Origin of the sequence: Nesterenkonia sp. E16_10, from assembly GCF_017347085.1 — a bacterium.
Taxonomy (GTDB): Bacteria; Actinomycetota; Actinomycetes; order Actinomycetales; family Micrococcaceae; genus Nesterenkonia.
The window spans coordinates 1-16,790 of the sequence record NZ_JADPSA010000017.1 but is presented as its reverse complement, the minus strand read 5'-3'; the positions used below and the strand labels follow the sequence as shown (position 1 = coordinate 16,790).

Sequence of the window (16,790 nt, the reverse complement as noted above, 5' to 3'; positions counted from 1 at the left end):
GAGGCATACTGGGCTGGCGCACCCCAGCTGAGGCCTTCGCCGATCAACTACGCTCATTGCAACAACAGACTGTTGCGACGATCGGTTGAATACGGCTTGCGTGCCAGCGTCACAGTGTCACTGCGCCTGGGCGCGACGGCTCATGGCTCCACCGTGACGAAGTCGATCAGCTCCTCCACGCGTCCGAGCAGCGAGGGCTCGAGGTCCGCGTAGCTGGTGACCTGGGCCAGGATCCGTTTCCAGCCGTGTGCGATGTCTCGCTGGTTTGCGTGCGGCCAGCCCAGGGCCTGCAGCGTGCCGACCTTGATGTCCTGGCTGCGTGGGACCTCGGGCCAGCGCCGCAGCCCGAGCAGGTGTGGCTTCACCGCCTGCCAGACATCCACGTAGGGGTGGCCCAGGACCGCGATGTTGCCCCGGGCGCCGGGCTGCTGCATGACCTCGCGGGCGATGCGGGACTCCTTGGAACCCGGGACCAGGTGATCGAGCAGCACCCCGACCCGTCGCTGCGGACCGGGTCCGAAGGCGCGGATCGCGCCGAGCAGGTCATCGGCGCCATGGAGCGGCTCCACCACGATGCCTTCGATCCGCAGGTCCTCGCCCCAGACCTTCTCCACCAGCTCGGCGTCGTGGGTGCCCTCGACCCAGATCCGCGAGGCTCGGGCCACGCGGGCCGGCGCGTTCGCCACGGCCACCGATCCGGAGGCGGTGCGGGTGGGCTTCACAGCTCCGGCTCCGGCGCGGGGGGTGGGGGGAGTCAGCTCCACCGGTTGGCCCTCGTGGAGGAATCCATGGCCCAGAGGGAAGGAGCGGACCTTGCCGCGCCGGTCCTCGAGGCTCACCACATGGACCCCGCCGGAGGCCTCCACCGAGATGATCGCGCCGACCCAGCCGGACTCCACCTCCTCGATCACGGCGCCATAGTCGGCCGGCATCGTGGAGACCTTACGGAGCTGGCTCTGGCGGAGCCGGGAGAGGTCCTGGGCACCCCAGTTCGGGGTGGAGGAGTTACGCCAGTCGGGGAGGTGCGGAGCGCTCATGATCACCCATTGTAGAATTAGCACTTGTACTCGAAGAGTGCCAGAGGTTCAGGAGGCGCCAAGCTTACATGTCCGACACCCGTCGTCTGCAGGTTCTGCGTGCCATCGTGGAGGACTACGTCCATACCCGGGAGCCGGTCGGGTCCCGGGCCCTGGTGGAGCGCCACGACCTGGAGGTCTCACCCGCCACCATCCGCAACGACATGGCCCACCTCGAGGAGGAGGGCCTGATCGCCGCGCCGCACACCTCCGCCGGGCGGATCCCGACCGACCTCGGCTACCGGCGATTTGTGGACAAGATCACCGAGGTCCGTCCGCTCACCGCCGCCGAGCGGCGCGCCATGGACACCCTGCTGGAGACCGCCGATGACCATGACGCGATGCTCGAGCACACCGTGCGGCTGCTGGCGATGCTCACCAACCAGGTCGCCGTGATCCAGCATCCGCAGCGCTCCACCGCGAAGATCCGGCACGTCGACATCGTCTCGATGTCCTCGCACAAGGCGCTGGTGATCGTGATCCTCTCCTCCGGGAAGGTCGATCAGCGCATGGTCACCCTGGCCGACGCGATCGGCGATGACTCGCTGCACCGGCTCGCCCAGGTCCTCTCCTCTGAGCTGCACCAGCGCTCCATCTCGGCGCTGCCGCTGCCCACCGACACCCTGACCAGCCGGGTGGAGCCGGTGCTGCGCCCGTCCATGGCGATCCTGGCCCAGGCCGTGGAGACCATCCTGGAATCCTCTCGGGTGGATCGCATCATCATGGCCGGGACTGCTAACCTCGCCAGGTCAGGTCGCGACCTCGGTCCCTCCATCGGCCCCATTCTTGAAGCGCTCGAGGAACAAGTCGTGCTGCTTCGACTGTTGACAGAGATGGAGCAGGACCGGCGCGGTCTCTCCATCCGCATCGGTCACGAGACCAGCCATGATTCGCTGATCGAGACCGCTGTGGTCGCAGCGGAGTACGGCAGCCATACGGGAGCCGAGGGTGCCAAGCTCGGCGTCGTCGGTCCGACCCGCATGGACTACGGCTCCACCATGTCCGCGGTGCGCGCAATGGCGCGCTACCTGTCCCGAATTCTTTCCGAAGGGTGAACGTCCACGAAGATGACGACTGACTACTATGAGGCGCTGGGCGTCAGCCGCTCGGCGTCCACCGAAGAGATCAAGAAGGCCTACCGCAAACAGGCCCGGAAGCTTCACCCGGACGTGAACCCCTCGGACGACGCCGCCGAGCAGTTCAAGGTGCTCGGCCGCGCCTACGAGGTGCTCGCGGACCCGCAGAAGCGACAGAACTACGACGCCACCGGCGATGAGAACGGCCGCTCCGGGTTCCCCGGCGGCGGAGCCGGCGGCGCGGGCTTCGGCGGGTTCGGCGACATCTTCGAGACCTTCTTCGGCGGTGGAGGCGGCGGGCCCGCCTCACGCACCCGTCGCGGCCAGGACTCGCTGATCCGGGTCCGGATCGACCTGCGCGACGCCGTGTTCGGCACCACCAAGGAGGTGGAGCTGGAGACAGCGGTCACCTGCACCGTCTGTGACGGCTCCTGCACCCGCAAGGGCACCTCGCCCACCACCTGCCCGGACTGCCACGGGCAGGGCCAGGTCCAGCGTCCGATGCGCTCGATCCTGGGCACCGTCATCCAGACCCAGACCTGCGCGCGCTGCGCCGGCTTCGGCAACATCATCGAGGACCCCTGCCAGGAGTGCGACGGTCAGGGCCGGGTGCGCGAGCGCAAGTCCCTGAAGGTCAAGGTCCCGGCAGGTGTGGACCGGGGCAACCGGATCCACCTGGCCGGCGAGGGCGAGGCCGGGCTGGCCGGCGGACCCTCCGGGGACCTGTTCATCGAGGTCGAGGTCAAGCAGCACGAGGTCTTCACCCGCCGCGGCAACGACCTCCACGCCACCGTCTCGATCCCGATGACCGCGGCCGCCCTGGGCACCACGGTCGGGCTGGAGACCTTCGACGGCGCGGAGGAGCTCAGCGTCAAGCCGGGCACCCAGTCCGGCGAGGTGCTCACGCTCAAGGAGCGCGGGGTGACCCACCTGCGCGGCGGCGGTCGCGGCGCGCTGAAGGTGCACCTGAAGGTGGAGACCCCCACGAAGGTCTCCGAGCGCGAGGCCCAGCTGCTGCGCGAGCTCGCCCTGGAGCGCGGCGAGGAGCGCGGGGAGTCCACCACCGAACACCGTGGCGTCTTCGCGAAGCTGCGCGAACGCTGGGACGCGCTCTAGAGATGCGCCCGATCAGATGCGCACACTGAGATGACGGCACCGCTGTTCCACCTCGAACCGGGGGCGCTTGATCACATCGGCGTGGCCGACGTGATCACGCTCGCCGGGTCGGAGGGCCACCATGCCGCCACCGTGATGCGCCTGCAGCCCGGCGAGCCGGTGCTGCTCTCCGACACCGTCGGCTTGCGCGCGCAGGGTCGGGTCCGCTCCGCCGGAGACGGACAGCTCGAGGTGGAGATCCTCTCCCTGCTCCAGGAGCCGCGGCTGCTGCCCCGGCTGGTCCTGGTCCAGGCGCTGGCCAAGGATCGCCGGGACCTCCAGGGCGTGGAGTCCGCCACCGAGCTCGGCGTGGACGCGGTGATCCCCTGGCAGGCCGAGCGCTCCGTGGCCCGCTGGAAGGCCGGACGCGAGGCCAAGAAGCACGCCGAATGGGTGGCGATGGTGCGCACCGCGGCGAAGCAGACCCGACGCACCACCATCCCGGAGGTCCGCCCGCTGCACAGCACCTCCGGCTACCTGCAGGCGATCAAGGCGGCCGGCGCCGAGGTCGGCGTCGTGGTGCTGCATGAGACCGACGAGACCTCGCTGGCCCAGGCGATCGCCGCGCTGCAGGCCGGGACGGGGCAGGAGAGCTCGGGGCACCAGCTTCAGGAGCTGCATCTGGTCGTCGGACCCGAGGGCGGGATCAGCGACCGCGAGATCGAGCTCCTCACCGGGGCTGGCGCGCAGATCGCCCGGCTCGGACCCACCGTGCTGCGCTCCTCCACCGCAGGGCCCGCGGCGCTGGCGGCCGCGCAGCTGTTGCTGGGCCGCTGGGACTGGGACACCGGGACTGGTCACCCCGAACAGACCGCATAGACTGAGGACCAATGACTGAGACTTCGCAGAACCCGAGCACATCGACCATCTCCGGAGCGGCCCGCGGCGCCACCGCCGCCGCGCTGGGCAACATCGAGCGTCAGGTCTACTTCGCCGACGCCGACACCATGTTCCGAAGCCTCGGCGCCGGGGACCTTGCGCTGCGCATCCTGCAGGGAATCTACCCGGCCTCCTCCATCGGGCTGCGCGACCAGCTTGTCACCGTGGGCGGACCCGCCGAAGAGGTCACCGGGATCGTGGAGATCCTCAACCAGCTCAAGACCCTGGCCGCCTCCGGGACCACGGTCACCGAGGAGATCATCGAACAGGTCGCCACCATGGTCCGCGCCGACGCCGCGCAGGACTCCGCGCGGATCGTGACCACCAACATCCTCTCCCACCGCGGGCGCACCATCCGGCCCAAGACCAAGAACCAGCAGACCTACGTGGACACCATCGACGAGTCCACCGTGGTCTTCGGCATCGGCCCGGCCGGCACCGGCAAGACCTACCTGGCCATGGCCAAGGCGGTCCAGGCGCTGCAGGCCCGCGAGGTCAACCGGATCATCCTGACCCGCCCGGCCGTGGAGGCCGGTGAGAAGCTCGGCTTCCTGCCCGGCAGCCTCAACGACAAGATCGACCCCTACCTGCGCCCGCTCTACGACGCGCTGCACGACATGATCGACCCGGATTCGATCCCGCGACTGATGGAGTCCGGCATCATCGAGGTGGCCCCGCTGGCCTATATGCGCGGGCGCACGCTCAACGACTCCTTCATCATCCTGGACGAGGCGCAGAACACCACCGCCGAGCAGATGAAGATGTTCCTGACCCGGCTCGGCTTCAACTCCAAGATCGTGGTCACCGGTGACATCACCCAGGTGGACCTGCCGCGCGGCACCGACTCCGGGCTGCGCACCGTGATCGAGATCCTCGACGGCGTCGAGGGCATCGAGATCTCCCGCTTCGGCTCCGAGGACGTGGTCCGCCACGAACTCGTGGGTCGCATCGTGGACGCCTACGAACGCCACCAGGACCGGGCCGCCGCCCCCAGCACCCGGCGCGGAGGACGACGATGACCGAGGTCCAGGTCACGGTCGAGGACAGCTCCGGCTCCGCGCTGATCTCCGGGGAGCACCTGGCCGAGCTGCTGGACCTCACCGGGTTCCTCTACGCCAAGCTGCACCTGGGCCCGGAGGTGACGCTCTCGATCACCCTGGTGGACGAGGAGACCATCGAAGGGCTGCACCTGGACTGGATGAACCTGCCCGGACCCACCGACGTGATGAGCTTCCCGATGGATGAGCTGATCGCCGGCACCGCCGGGGACCCGGTCACCGAGGGCGTGCTGGGCGACATCGTGATCTGCCCCAGCGTCGCCGCCGCTCAGGCGAGCGCCAACGGGCATCCGCTCAGCGCCGAGCTCGCGCTGCTGGCCACCCACGGGGTGCTGCACCTGCTCGGACACGATCACGGCGAGCCGGCAGACCGGGAAGAGATGTTCACCCTGCAGCGAGTGCTCCTGGAGGAGTTCCTCGGCCACGCCGCCCCGACGCCGACGGTCTGAACCATGGTCCTCGGGATCCTCATCATCCTGGCGCTGGTCTGCGCCGTCCTGGCCTTCGCGCTCTCAGCGGCAGACTCCGCGTTCCTGCGGCTGAGCCGTCGCGAGGCCGAGGAGATCGCCGAGAAGCGCGGCTCCACCGCCGTGGAGAAGATCCTGGCCCAGCCGGTGGCGCACACCCTCGCGCTGCAGACCTGGCGCTGGCTCTTCACCACCGCCGTGGTCGTGCTGGTCATCGTGTCCTCCGCACTCGCGCTGGACGGACTCGGCGCCGGCGCCGTGGCCGGCTCCGCGATCCTGCTCATCGGCGGGGTCATCGCCGCGGCGATCTCCCCGCGGCGGATCGGTCGCGGCCACCACCTGTTCGTCGCCGCGGCCACCGCCGCGCTGGTGCGCACCCTGCGGGTGGTGCTGGGACCGCTTCCGGAGGCGCTGAGCAGCATCGGGGCGCGCACCGTCCCGGGCACCGCGCACACCGATCAGGGCTTCTTCGACGACGAAGAGTTCCGTGAATTCGTGGCCCGCGCCTCGGAGACGGACATCATCGAAGACACCGAGGCGGAGCTGATCCAGTCGGTCTTCGACCTCGCCGCCACCCGGGTGAGGGCCGTGATGGTCCCGCGCACCGATATGGTCACCGTGGAGTCCGGGACCAGCCTCACCGAGGTCATGACGCTGTTCTTCCGCTCCGGCTACTCCCGGATCCCGGTGGTCCGCGGCTCCGCCGATGACATCACCGGCATGATTTACCTCAAGGACGCCGCGTTCCTGCACCATCGGCTGCGCAGCGGGGAGCTGCTCAGCGGCTACACCGACCGCGACCCGGATTCGATCATCGTCGACGAGCTCCAGCGCGACGTGCGCTACGTGCCCGAGTCTAAGCCGGTCTCGGAGTTCCTCTCCGAGCTGCAGCGCGAGTCCACCCACGTCGCCATCGTGGTGGACGAACACGGCGGCACCGCCGGGATGGTCACCCTGGAGGATCTGATCGAAGAGATCGTCGGGGAGATCGTGGACGAATACGACACCGAGGCCGCCGAGATCGAAGACCTCGACGACGCACGACGCCGGATCTCGGCCCGGATGTCGGTGGACGACTTCGCTGAGCTCTATGACCTCGACCTCGATGACGAGGAAGAGGTGGACACCGTCGGCGGTCTGCTCGCCAAGGCCCTGGGCCGGGTGGCGATCGCCGGATCCGAGGTCGAGATCCCGCGCCGCCACGGGCCCGGAGTCGTGCTGCGCGCCGACCGGCTCCAGGGACGCCGCAACCGGGTGAGCCACGTGCTCGCCTGGGAGGCCGAGGAACGACGTGGCGCCAGGGCCGGGCTGGGCACCGACGCCGAGCCCGACGCGCTGCACCGCACCGCTCCCCGAACCCCGGCCCCGGTCGGGCCCGGCCCCACGACCAAGCCCACGGCACGAGACGCAGCACGAGACGCAGCCCCGTACCAGGATCGAGCCGCAGCCGCGGACTCGACGCAGGAGAGGATCAGGACACCACGATGAGCCCCACACAGATGCCGCCGCAGCAGGAGGGCTTCGCCGCGTTCGACGAGAACTTCCGCGCCGGATTCGCCAGCCTGGTCGGTCGCCCGAACGCCGGGAAGTCCACCTTGACCAACGCGCTGGTGGGGGACAAGGTCGCGATCACCTCCTCCAAGCCGCAGACCACCCGGCACACCATCCGCGGGATCGTGCACCGCAGCGACTTCCAGCTGGTCCTGGTCGACACCCCGGGGCTGCACCGTCCGCGCACCCTGCTCGGCAAGCGGCTCAACGGCCTGGTCATCGACACGCTCTCCGAGGTCGACGTGGTCGGGTTCTGCATCCCGGCCGACGAGAAGGTCGGACCCGGCGACCGGTTCATCGCCGCTCAGCTCACCAAGCTCCCGCACAAGCGGGTGATCGCGCTGGTCACCAAGGTGGACAAGGTCTCCCGCGAGGACCTCGCCGAGCAGCTCATGGCGGTGGACCAGCTGGGTCGCGAGCACCTCGCCCAGGAGGGCAAGCAGGCCGGCGGCTTCGCCGAGATCATCCCGGTCTCCGCGCTGGAGGGGGAGCAGACCGAGGTGGTGGTGGAACAGCTTGCCGCCATGATGCCGCAGTCCCCGCCGCTCTACCCCGAGGGTGAGCTCACCGACGAGCCCGAGGCGGTCATGGTCGCCGAGCTGGTGCGCGAAGCCGCTCTGGAGGACGTCCGTGATGAGCTGCCGCACTCCATTGCTGTGGTCGTGGAGGAGATGGTGCCCCGCGAGGATCGCCCCGCGGACAAGCCGCTGCTCGACGTCCGAGTCTCGATCCACGTGGAGCGCGACTCGCAGAAGGCCATCATCATCGGCAGACGCGGCGCCCGGCTCAAGGCCATCGGCACCGATGCGCGGGCCGGCATCGTGAAGCTGCTGGGCACCCCGGTCTACCTGGACCTCCACGTGAAGGTCACGAAGGAGTGGCAGCGCGACCCGAAGAAGCTCGGCCGGCTCGGCTTCTGAGCGGCCCGGCGCAGGGCCCGGTGCGTCGGCGTCGTCCACATGATGAGAATCAGGGTGAGCCACTGCACAGGCGGGCGCTGCGTGCTATTTTGAATGGCGTGCAGACGATACGCCAGCGAGTCCTACGACTAGAGCTTCTCCGCCGCAGCGGGGAAGAGCTCGCGCGCGTCTGATCCCAGCTCACCTCTCCGGTCAAGCTCGTCGATCCAGCACCGCGCAGCACTTCCAGGTCGAATCCCCGCTGCGGAGCTCCTCCGCCTCGACCGCTCGCCCGCAGCTCGTTCACAGCAAGGAAGCTCTCATGCGCAAACTCCAGAAGACCTCCCCGATGCCCTTTCACCGGTATATCCCCTTCGAGGACCAGATCACCGTCTCGCTGCCGGACCGGACCTGGCCGGACCAGACCATCAAGGCCGCCCCGCGCTGGTGCGCCGTGGATCTGCGCGACGGAAACCAGGCGCTGATCGACCCGATGACCCCGGATCGCAAGCACCGGATGTTCGAGCTGCTGGTGAACATGGGGTTCAAGGAGATCGAGGTCGGCTTCCCCTCGGCCTCGCAGACCGACTACGACTTCGTCCGGCAGCTCATCGAGCAGGACAAGATCCCCGAGGATGTCTACATCCAGGTGCTCACCCAGGCGCGCGAAGCCCTGATCGAGCGGACCTTCGAGGCCATCGCGGGGGCTCCGCGGGCGATCGTGCACCTGTACAACTCCACCTCGGTCCTGCAGCGCGAGGTCGTGTTCAAGGCCGACCGCGACGGGGTCGTGGACATCGCCACCCAGGGAGCCCGGCTGTGCCGGAAATACGAGGAGGCCATGCACGCCGCCTCGGAGACCCCCACCGAGATCGTCTACCAGTACTCCCCGGAGTCCTTCACCGGCACCGAGCTGGACTTCGCCGCACACATCTCCGATGCCGTGGTCGACGTCTTCGGCGCCACCCCGGAGAAGCCGGTGATCATCAACCTGCCCGCCACGGTGGAGATGGCCACCCCGAACGTCTACGCGGACTCCATCGAATGGATGCACCGGAACCTGCGCAACCGCGAATCGATCGTGCTCTCGCTGCACCCGCACAATGACCGGGGCACCGGGGTCGCCGCCGCCGAGCTCGGCTATATGGCAGGCGCCGACCGGATCGAAGGCTGCCTGTTCGGCAACGGTGAGCGCACCGGCAACGTCGACCTGGTGACCCTGGGCATGAACCTGTTCAGCCAGGGCGTCGACCCGGAGCTGGACTTCCGGGATATGAGCACCATCCGCAGCATCGTGGAGCACTGCAACCAGATGGGCGTCCCGGAGCGTTCGCCCTATGGCGGCGACCTGGTCTTCACCGCCTTCTCCGGCTCGCACCAGGACGCGATCAAGAAGGGCTTCGAGCACATGGACGCCCGCGCCGCGCAGGCCGGGACCTCCCGCGACGAGATCACCTGGGCCGTGCCCTACCTGCCCATCGACCCGAAGGACATCGGCCGCAGCTACGAGGCGGTCATCCGGGTCAACTCTCAGTCAGGCAAGGGCGGAGTCTCCTACCTGCTCAAGGCCGAACGCGGCATCGATCTGCCACGCCGCGCGCAGGTCGAGTTCTCCGGAGTCATCCAGCGTCGGGCCGACGACGGCGGCGGCGAGGTCTCCGGCGAGGAGATCTGGCAGATCTTCCAGGACGAGTACCTGCCGGTGGACACCGCGGACCACCAGTGGGGCCACTACCGGTTGGACGAGGTCAACACCTCCTCCAACGCCGAGGGCGTGTTCCACATGGAGGTCGAGCTGCAGGCCGGGGGTCACTCCACCTCTCAGGCAGCCCACGCCAACGGTCCGATCGCGGCGCTGCTGAAGATCCTCGCCGAGGACGGGGTCGATGTGCGGCTGCTGGACTACACCGAGCACGCCATGAGCCAGGGCGGGGACGCCCAGGCGGCCTCCTTCGTGGAGCTGGCGATCGGGGAGCGGGTGCTCTGGGGAGTGGGCCTGGACCACAACACCACACTGGCCTCGCTGCAGGCCGTGATCTCGGCCGTGAACCGGGCGCTGCGCGACGCCGCCCCGGTGGCGTAGCCCGGGCTCGCTCACATGCCGCTGTAGTACTCTGCCACCATGGCCGGCTCCACCTTCGCGTCCCGTTCCTACCGTGACGCCGCGATCATCCTGCGCACCCAGAACCTGGGCGAGGCCGATCGCATCATCACCGCGCTGACCTCGGCGAACGGGCTGGTGCGGGCGGTGGCGAAGGGGGTGCGCCGCACCTCTTCGAAGTTCGGCGCCACCGTGGAGCCGTTCATGGTGGCAGACATCCAGTTCGTGCACGGCCGGTCGCTGGACATCGTCACCCAGGCCACCTCGAAGAACACCTATGGGCCGCCGATCGTGGCCGACTACGACAAGTACATGGCGGCGAGCACCATGGCCGAGACCGCCGAGCGGCTGATGGACGTGGAGTCCGATCCGGCCTTCGGCGGTGCCCAGTTCCGGCTGCTCCACGGCGGGTACTCCGCCCTGGCACGCGGAGTCCACCCCGCCGACGTCGTGCTGAACTCCTACTTGCTGCGCGCGCTCTCCGCCGCCGGCTGGGCGGTGACCTGGACCGCCTGTGTGGCCTGCGGCAAGCCCGGGGCGCACACCGGCTTCCATCCCGCCGCCAGCGGCCCGGTCTGCACCGACTGCCGGCCCCCGGGCACCCGGAGCCTGGACCCGGCCACGGTGGAGCTGCTGCACGCGCTGCAGCACGGGCATTGGGAGCAGACCCGGTCCTTCCGCAGCGATATCCGGCATGAGGCCACCAATGTGGTGATCAGCTATGCCCAGCACCATCTGGAGCGTCGGCTGAGCTCCCTGGGACTCTGAACCCGCCGGTCCGGCACAGCGGGTTCGGCACCGCGGGTCCGGCACAGCGGGTTCGGCACCGCGGGTCCGGCACAGCGGGTACGGCGCCGGTCGGCCGGCACGCCATGAAAGAATGGGCGCCATGTCCCGGCTGATGCACCAAGATCCCACCCCGCACCCCGACGGCGTCAGCGCACCGCGGCTGCCTCCGGAGCTGGTGCCCGCCCATGTGGGGATCGTGATGGACGGCAACGGCCGCTGGGCGAACCAGCGCGGACTTCCGCGCACCGAAGGCCACCGGGCCGGGGAGGCCGCGCTGATGGACGTGATCGCCGGTGCCATGGAGATCGGGGTGCAGCACATCAGCGTCTACGCCTTCTCCACCGAGAACTGGAAGCGCTCACCCGATGAGGTGCGCTTCCTGATGGGCTACTCCCGCGAGGTGCTCCGCCGGCAGCGCGACGTGCTGAACTCCTGGGGCGTGCGGATCCGGTGGAACGGTCAATCCGGACGGCTGTGGCGCTCGGTGATCAAGGAGCTGGAGATCTCCGAGGAGCTGACCCGGCACAACACTCGGTTCACCCTGACCATGTGCGTGAACTACGGCGGCCGCGCGGAGATCACCGACGCGGTCAAGCTGATCGCCGCCGAGGTCGCCGCCGGCCGGATGGACCCGCGCCGGATCACCGAGCAGACCGTGGCGGCACACCTGGATGAGCCCGACCTGCCCGACGTCGACCTCTTTCTGCGCAGCTCCGGGGAGCAGCGGATCTCGAACTTCCTGCTCTGGCAGTCCGCCTACGCCGAGCTGGTGTTCATGGACGTGCTCTGGCCCGATGTGGACCGCACCACCCTGTGGGAGGCGGTGGAGATCTACGCCCGCCGGGACCGCCGCTACGGGGCCGCGGTGGACAGGTTCTCGGCCGGACGCTCAGCCTCGGGCGCGTAGGCCCGCAGCCAGCGCTGAACCTCGTCCAGCGCCCGAGTGCGCACCCCAGCCTCCGAGGCGAAGACGTCGTGGATCGCCCCGTGCACCCGCACCACGGTGACCCGATCACCGAGCTTCACGGACCGGCGAGCCAGCAGCTCGACATCGAGCACCGAGTCGGACTCCTGCAGCTCTTCGGTCCAGTGTCGCCGGTAGGCGGTCGCCCCTGAGAGCAGCACCAGGATCGGCAGCTGCAGCCCCAGGCCTTCGTGGACCTTCCGGTGGCCCGCCAGGACCGCGCGCATCCAGCCCACGCGGATCGGGAACGACGTGCGTGGACGCCACTTCGGGTGCAGCGTCCATTCGCCCTGGGCCTGATCCGAGAGCGTCTGCCAGTAGTTGTCGATGGCAGGAAGCTTCAGCGCCCGCGTGGGGGAGAACTGGCCCAATGGGGCAAGGATGCCCTCGGTGGCGGTGCGCGCGGCGACGTCGCCGGAGAGCTCCAGCCAGGGGCTGTTGAGCACCAGCGCGCTGATTCGACCGGGGTTGCGCTGTGCCCAGAGCGCGGCGACCAGGCCTCCGGTGGAGTGGGCTTCGATGATCGGGGGCGGGGCCTGCGGGTGCAGGGCGCGGATCTCGACCAGCGCGGCGTCGATGTCGGCGTCGTAGGTGCCCAGGTCATCGACGTAGCCCGGGGTCTGCCAGCTGCGCAGACTCCTGCCGTACTTGCGCAGATCCAGCGCGTAGAACGGGCGACCCCAGCTCTGCCAGCGGCGCGCCATCGGGATGTTGTAGAAATAGTCGGCCCAGCCGTGGATATGCAGCACCGGGGCCAGCTCCGGCGGATGGTCCGGCTCGGCCGGGGTGTTGCGCGCCGCGGCCACGGCCTCGGCCTCTCCCGGGCGCTCATCCTGGACCGCCTGCTGTTCCGGGTCGGGGGAGTAGCTGACCAGCGTCGCACTGACCGGTCCCTCCTCATCCTCACCGAGCGGAAGCGTCAACCGCTTGCAGCCCTGGAGGTGATCAGAAGACCAGACGCCCACCGGGGAGTCTTCGAGCAGTTCGTTCATGGCTCCCATCCTATGAGCCAACATTGCGCGGACCGGCATCCTAGGATGGGAGCCATGTACCGCTTCGTCTTCAAGACCGTCTTCACTCGGATCGATCCCGAGCAGGCCCATCACCTGGTGATCTCCGGGCTGCGGCTCGGCACGCGCCTCGGGGCCGGCCGGGTATTGGAGCGGCTCTGCCGCCCGCAGGAGTCGCTGCAGGTCCGAGCGCTGGGTCTGGTCTGGCCCTCACCCTTCGGCCTGGCCGCGGGCTTCGACAAGGGCGCCACCGCGGTGCTGCCGCTGTCGAACCTGGGATTCGGGCATATCGAGATCGGCACCGTGACTGCCGCCGGGCAGCCAGGGAACCCGAGCCCGCGGCTGTTCCGACTGGTCAGAGATCGCGCGCTGATCAACCGCATGGGCTTCAACAACGACGGCGCCGCTGCGGTCCGTCCGCGTCTGGAGGAGATCCGCTCCCAGATCGCCGAGTTGAAGCGCGCCGGACGCCACGCGCCGGTGATCGGGGTCAACATCGGCAAGACCAAGGTCACCCCGCTCGAGGAGGCCACCGAGGACTACCTGATCTCCACCCGGACCCTGGCGCCGGTGGCGGACTACCTCGTGGTCAACGTGTCCTCGCCGAACACCCCCGGGCTGCGCCAGCTCCAAGACATCACCTCGCTGCGCCCGCTGCTCGCCGCAGTGGGGGCCGCCGCCGATGAGGCCGCGCAGCGCCACGTGCCGCTGCTGGTGAAGATCGCCCCCGATCTGGCCGACGCCGACGTCGACGCGGTGGCCGAGCTGGTGAACGATCTGGGACTGGACGGGGTGATCGCGACGAACACCACGATCTCCCGGGAAGGGCTGCACAGCGACCCGGCGCAGGTGCAGGCCGCCGGGGCCGGTGGGCTCAGCGGCCCGGTGCTCGCAGAACGGTCCAAGCAAGTGCTCGTCCGGCTGCGCGCCGCACTGCCGCGCACCACCGCGATCATCTCCGTCGGTGGTGTGAGCACCGGGGCGGAGGTCGCAGAAAGGCTCGCACTCGGAGCCGACCTGGTCCAGGGCTACACGGCCTTCGTCTACGAGGGCCCGTTCTGGGTCCGACGGATCAACCGCGACCTGCGCACCCTGCTGCGAAGCGGCTGATGTGGCGGTTGCGAAGCGGCTGATGTGGCGGTTGCGAAGCGGCTGGTGTCGGGGCTGCGCAACGGCTGATGTGGCGGTTGCGCAGCGGCAGGCTCAGGCGGGGAAGTGGCCTCGGGCGACCAGGGGCTTGGGCAGCCGGAGCCGACGGATCTGCAGCGAGCGCATCGCTGCGTAGAACGGAAGACCGCGTTCGCGGTTCTCGACGCCGAACTTCGCATCGACCTTCTTGCGCACGACGCGCCCGACCCACACGGCCTCGACGAGCACGGCCAGCACGAAGAGCCACAGGATCTGGCTGACGATGATGCGCATCTCCTGGTTCATGACGAAGGATGCGAAGAGGAAGACCAGCACCAGGACGAGCATCCACTCACCGATGCCGAATCGTGCGTCGACATAGTCCCGGACGAAGCGGCGCTGCGGGCCACGGTCGCGGGCGGGAAGGTACTTCTCCTCCCCGGTCTCCATCGCCCGGCGCATCTTCACCCGCTGATCGGCCATCTGCTGGCGCTGCGCGGCGCGGGCGACCTTGCGGTCGTTCTGCACCAGGGGCCGCTTGCGGGCCGCCTGCTGCTGGCTTCGCTTCGGGGTGGGCACGCCCTTCTTCTCAGGCTGACGCTTGGTGGTCTGGGCCTGCTCGCGGGCGGCCGCGGCCTCGGCTTCGGCAATCTTCTCGGCGGAGTTTCTCTTACGTCCTAGCACCCCGCCAGTGTAGCGGGAATAATGGGGTCGGACCCTGCAACGTGCTGGGCCGGCGGGAATGAACCTCCTGGCCCCTGGCGTTGTTACCGTAGAGCACAGGCCTGCCGCTACAACGAGAGAGGTGTATGCCATGAGCACCACCACCCAGGACACCGCCGCCGGATCCGCTGCTGAGTCCGCATCAGCCGAGATCACCGGATCCGCCGTCGATGGCTTCAAGACCCACCAGGTCGAACTCAGCGAGACCGCCGCCGAGAAGGTCTCCTCGCTGCTTCAGCAGGAGGGACGTGAGGACCTGCGGCTGCGCGTGGCCGTGCAGCCCGGAGGCTGCTCCGGACTGATCTACCAGCTCTACTTCGACGAGCGCGTCCTCGATGGAGACGCGCTGCGCGACTTCAGCGGCGTCGAGGTCGTCGTGGACAAGATGAGCGTTCCCTACCTCGAGGGCGCGAAGATCGACTTCGAGGATTCAATCTCCAAGCAGGGGTTCACCATCGACAACCCCAACGCCGGCGGCTCCTGCGCCTGCGGCGACTCCTTCCACTGATCACGTTCCGCAGTGTCACGCCGAGCGTCCCCATAGGGGTCTGAGGCTGGACTCCTGCCCGGTCAACCGGGTCACGACGTCACAAAGCAGTCATATCGGCGGCAGAATTCACCGTCTGCCGACCCGAGCGAGACTCCGCTTCTCCCGTTTTCTACACGGGGTAGAAGCGGAGTCTTCTCGTTTCCAGGGCTTGGCGGGAGCGTGGAAGGAGCAGATCAGTTGCGCCGAGGGCGGGTGTCCGTCCTCCCCGTCCTCTACAGGACGTAGTAGTCTGGAGCGCGAAGCGTCCTTGGTGGTCCGATCTCTGCGCACAGCGCGGTCAGCGGGTCACGGAGAACGCAACATTCGCACATCGAGATAGAGGAAGGGCCGTCTGTGAGTTCGCATAAACGAACCGGCAGCCGAGGCCGTGCATTGAAGTCAGTTGCACTGGCCAGCGCGGCGGCACTGGTGCTCAGCGCCTGCTCGGAAGAGCAGCCTGTTCAACGAGGATGGCTCCCGGGCAGCCGGGACACCACCAGCAACACGGCCGAGATCACTGACCTGTGGGTCAACTCTTGGATCGCGGCGCTGATCGTCGGCCTGATCACCTGGGCACTGATGCTCTGGTGCATGGTGGCCTACCGTCGTCGCAAGGGTGAGACCGGCTATCCGCGCCAGATCGCGTACAACGTGCCGCTGGAGATCATGTACACCATCGTTCCGCTGGTCATGGTGGGCGTGCTGTTCTTCTACACCAACGAGGTCCAGCGCTCGGTCGATGAGCCCTACGAAGATCCGAACCTGGTGATCGACGTCCGTGGCAAGCAGTGGGCCTGGGACTTCAATTACAACTACGAGGGCGAGGAGCGCTACTTCGCCGGCGTCCAGGCGGAGCTCACCGGTGAGGAGGGTGTCCGCGAGACGCTGCCCACCCTCTACCTCCCGGTGGACGAGCCGGTGACCTTCGAGCTCAACGCCCGCGACGTCATCCACTCGTTCTGGATCCCCGCCTTCCTGCAGAAGCGCGACATGATTCCGGGTCGCACCAACGAGATCCACCTGACCCCGCAGGAGATCGGCAGCTTCGACGGCAAATGTGCCGAGCTCTGCGGCGAGTACCACTCGGAGATGCTCTTCAACGTGGAGGTCGTCACCGAGGAAGAGTTCCGTGACTACCTCGAGACCTTGCCCGAGGGTCAGCTCGGCGACGAGTATGACCGCAATCCAAATCTCCACGAAAATGTGGCCGGAACTGAAGGGGACGACTGAACGTGGCGACCCTCGAATACACAGCCGACGAAGCGCGTGAGGTCTCGCGCGTCGTCCCCCGCTCCAAGGGGAAGATCGTCGTCAGCTGGCTGACGACCACCGATCACAAGGTGATCGGGTACATGTACCTGATCACCTCCTTCCTGTTCTTCTGC

At 68.4% G+C, this 16,790-nt stretch carries 16 protein-coding genes; 13 read left to right on the top strand and 3 right to left on the bottom strand.

Annotation, left to right across the window (positions count from 1 at the left end; all coding sequences use genetic code 11):
* Positions 1 to 140 precede the first annotated feature (140 nt).
* Positions 141 to 1,037, bottom strand: coding sequence for a DUF3097 domain-containing protein (locus tag I2487_RS05785; RefSeq protein WP_207172351.1), 897 nt, complete (start codon positions 1,035 to 1,037; stop codon positions 141 to 143).
* A 68-nt stretch (positions 1,038 to 1,105) separates the two neighbouring features.
* Between I2487_RS05785 and hrcA the strand changes: the two genes are divergently transcribed.
* The 10 genes from hrcA (at position 1,106) to I2487_RS05735 (ending at position 11,958) form a co-directional block, all read left to right on the top strand.
* Complete coding sequence (gene hrcA, locus I2487_RS05780) at positions 1,106 to 2,131, top strand: heat-inducible transcriptional repressor HrcA (protein WP_207172349.1); 1,026 nt, start codon at positions 1,106 to 1,108, stop codon at positions 2,129 to 2,131.
* A gap of 12 nt (positions 2,132 to 2,143) precedes the next feature.
* Entirely contained in the window at positions 2,144 to 3,268 is a 1,125-nt protein-coding gene (dnaJ, locus tag I2487_RS05775; RefSeq protein ID WP_036475979.1) for a molecular chaperone DnaJ, read from the top strand.
* 30 nt (positions 3,269 to 3,298) lie between these two features.
* Entirely contained in the window at positions 3,299 to 4,126 is an 828-nt protein-coding gene (locus I2487_RS05770; RefSeq protein WP_207172347.1) for a 16S rRNA (uracil(1498)-N(3))-methyltransferase, read from the top strand.
* 11 nt (positions 4,127 to 4,137) lie between these two features.
* Positions 4,138 to 5,205: a PhoH family protein gene (locus I2487_RS05765; RefSeq protein ID WP_207172345.1), complete on the top strand. Its 1,068-nt coding sequence runs from the start codon at positions 4,138 to 4,140 to the stop codon at positions 5,203 to 5,205.
* Positions 5,202 to 5,693: an rRNA maturation RNase YbeY gene (ybeY, locus tag I2487_RS05760; RefSeq protein ID WP_207172343.1), complete on the top strand. Its 492-nt coding sequence runs from the start codon at positions 5,202 to 5,204 to the stop codon at positions 5,691 to 5,693. The genes I2487_RS05765 and ybeY overlap by 4 nt, the downstream gene beginning before the upstream one ends.
* Positions 5,694 to 5,696: 3 nt before the next feature.
* The gene (locus I2487_RS05755; protein ID WP_207172341.1) at positions 5,697 to 7,199 is read left to right on the top strand and encodes a hemolysin family protein; all 1,503 of its coding nucleotides are present in this window, start codon (positions 5,697 to 5,699) and stop codon (positions 7,197 to 7,199) included.
* Positions 7,196 to 8,182, top strand: coding sequence for a GTPase Era (gene era, locus I2487_RS05750; protein WP_255545987.1), 987 nt, complete (start codon positions 7,196 to 7,198; stop codon positions 8,180 to 8,182). The genes I2487_RS05755 and era overlap by 4 nt, the downstream gene beginning before the upstream one ends.
* Positions 8,183 to 8,483: 301 nt before the next feature.
* A complete protein-coding gene (leuA, locus tag I2487_RS05745) occupies positions 8,484 to 10,244 on the top strand; it encodes a 2-isopropylmalate synthase (protein WP_207172339.1) in 1,761 nt (586 codons plus the stop codon).
* A gap of 39 nt (positions 10,245 to 10,283) precedes the next feature.
* Positions 10,284 to 11,030 (top strand): DNA repair protein RecO, encoded by a 747-nt coding sequence (recO, locus tag I2487_RS05740; RefSeq protein ID WP_207172337.1) that lies wholly within the window; start codon positions 10,284 to 10,286, stop codon positions 11,028 to 11,030.
* Positions 11,031 to 11,151: 121 nt separating this feature from the next.
* Entirely contained in the window at positions 11,152 to 11,958 is an 807-nt protein-coding gene (locus tag I2487_RS05735) for an isoprenyl transferase (RefSeq protein WP_255545986.1), read from the top strand.
* On the opposite strand, the gene I2487_RS05730 is transcribed toward I2487_RS05735, so the two are convergent.
* Entirely contained in the window at positions 11,904 to 13,007 is a 1,104-nt protein-coding gene (locus I2487_RS05730) for an alpha/beta hydrolase (RefSeq protein ID WP_207172332.1), read from the bottom strand. The genes I2487_RS05735 and I2487_RS05730 overlap by 55 nt on opposite strands.
* A 54-nt stretch (positions 13,008 to 13,061) precedes the next feature.
* Between I2487_RS05730 and I2487_RS05725 the strand changes: the two genes are divergently transcribed.
* Positions 13,062 to 14,135, top strand: a complete 1,074-nt coding sequence (locus tag I2487_RS05725) for a quinone-dependent dihydroorotate dehydrogenase (RefSeq protein WP_207172330.1) — start codon at positions 13,062 to 13,064, stop codon at positions 14,133 to 14,135.
* 93 nt (positions 14,136 to 14,228) lie between these two features.
* On the opposite strand, the gene I2487_RS05720 is transcribed toward I2487_RS05725, so the two are convergent.
* Positions 14,229 to 14,837, bottom strand: coding sequence for a DUF3043 domain-containing protein (locus I2487_RS05720; RefSeq protein ID WP_207172328.1), 609 nt, complete (start codon positions 14,835 to 14,837; stop codon positions 14,229 to 14,231).
* Between the two features lie 130 nt (positions 14,838 to 14,967).
* On the opposite strand from I2487_RS05720, the gene I2487_RS05715 reads away from it, so the two are divergent.
* Together I2487_RS05715 and ctaC are read left to right on the top strand one after the other, a co-directional pair.
* Complete coding sequence (locus I2487_RS05715) at positions 14,968 to 15,384, top strand: HesB/IscA family protein (RefSeq protein WP_207172326.1); 417 nt, start codon at positions 14,968 to 14,970, stop codon at positions 15,382 to 15,384.
* Positions 15,385 to 15,759: 375 nt separating this feature from the next.
* Complete coding sequence (gene ctaC, locus I2487_RS05710) at positions 15,760 to 16,635, top strand: aa3-type cytochrome oxidase subunit II (RefSeq protein ID WP_207172324.1); 876 nt, start codon at positions 15,760 to 15,762, stop codon at positions 16,633 to 16,635.
* The last annotated feature ends 155 nt before the right edge of the window (positions 16,636 to 16,790 follow it).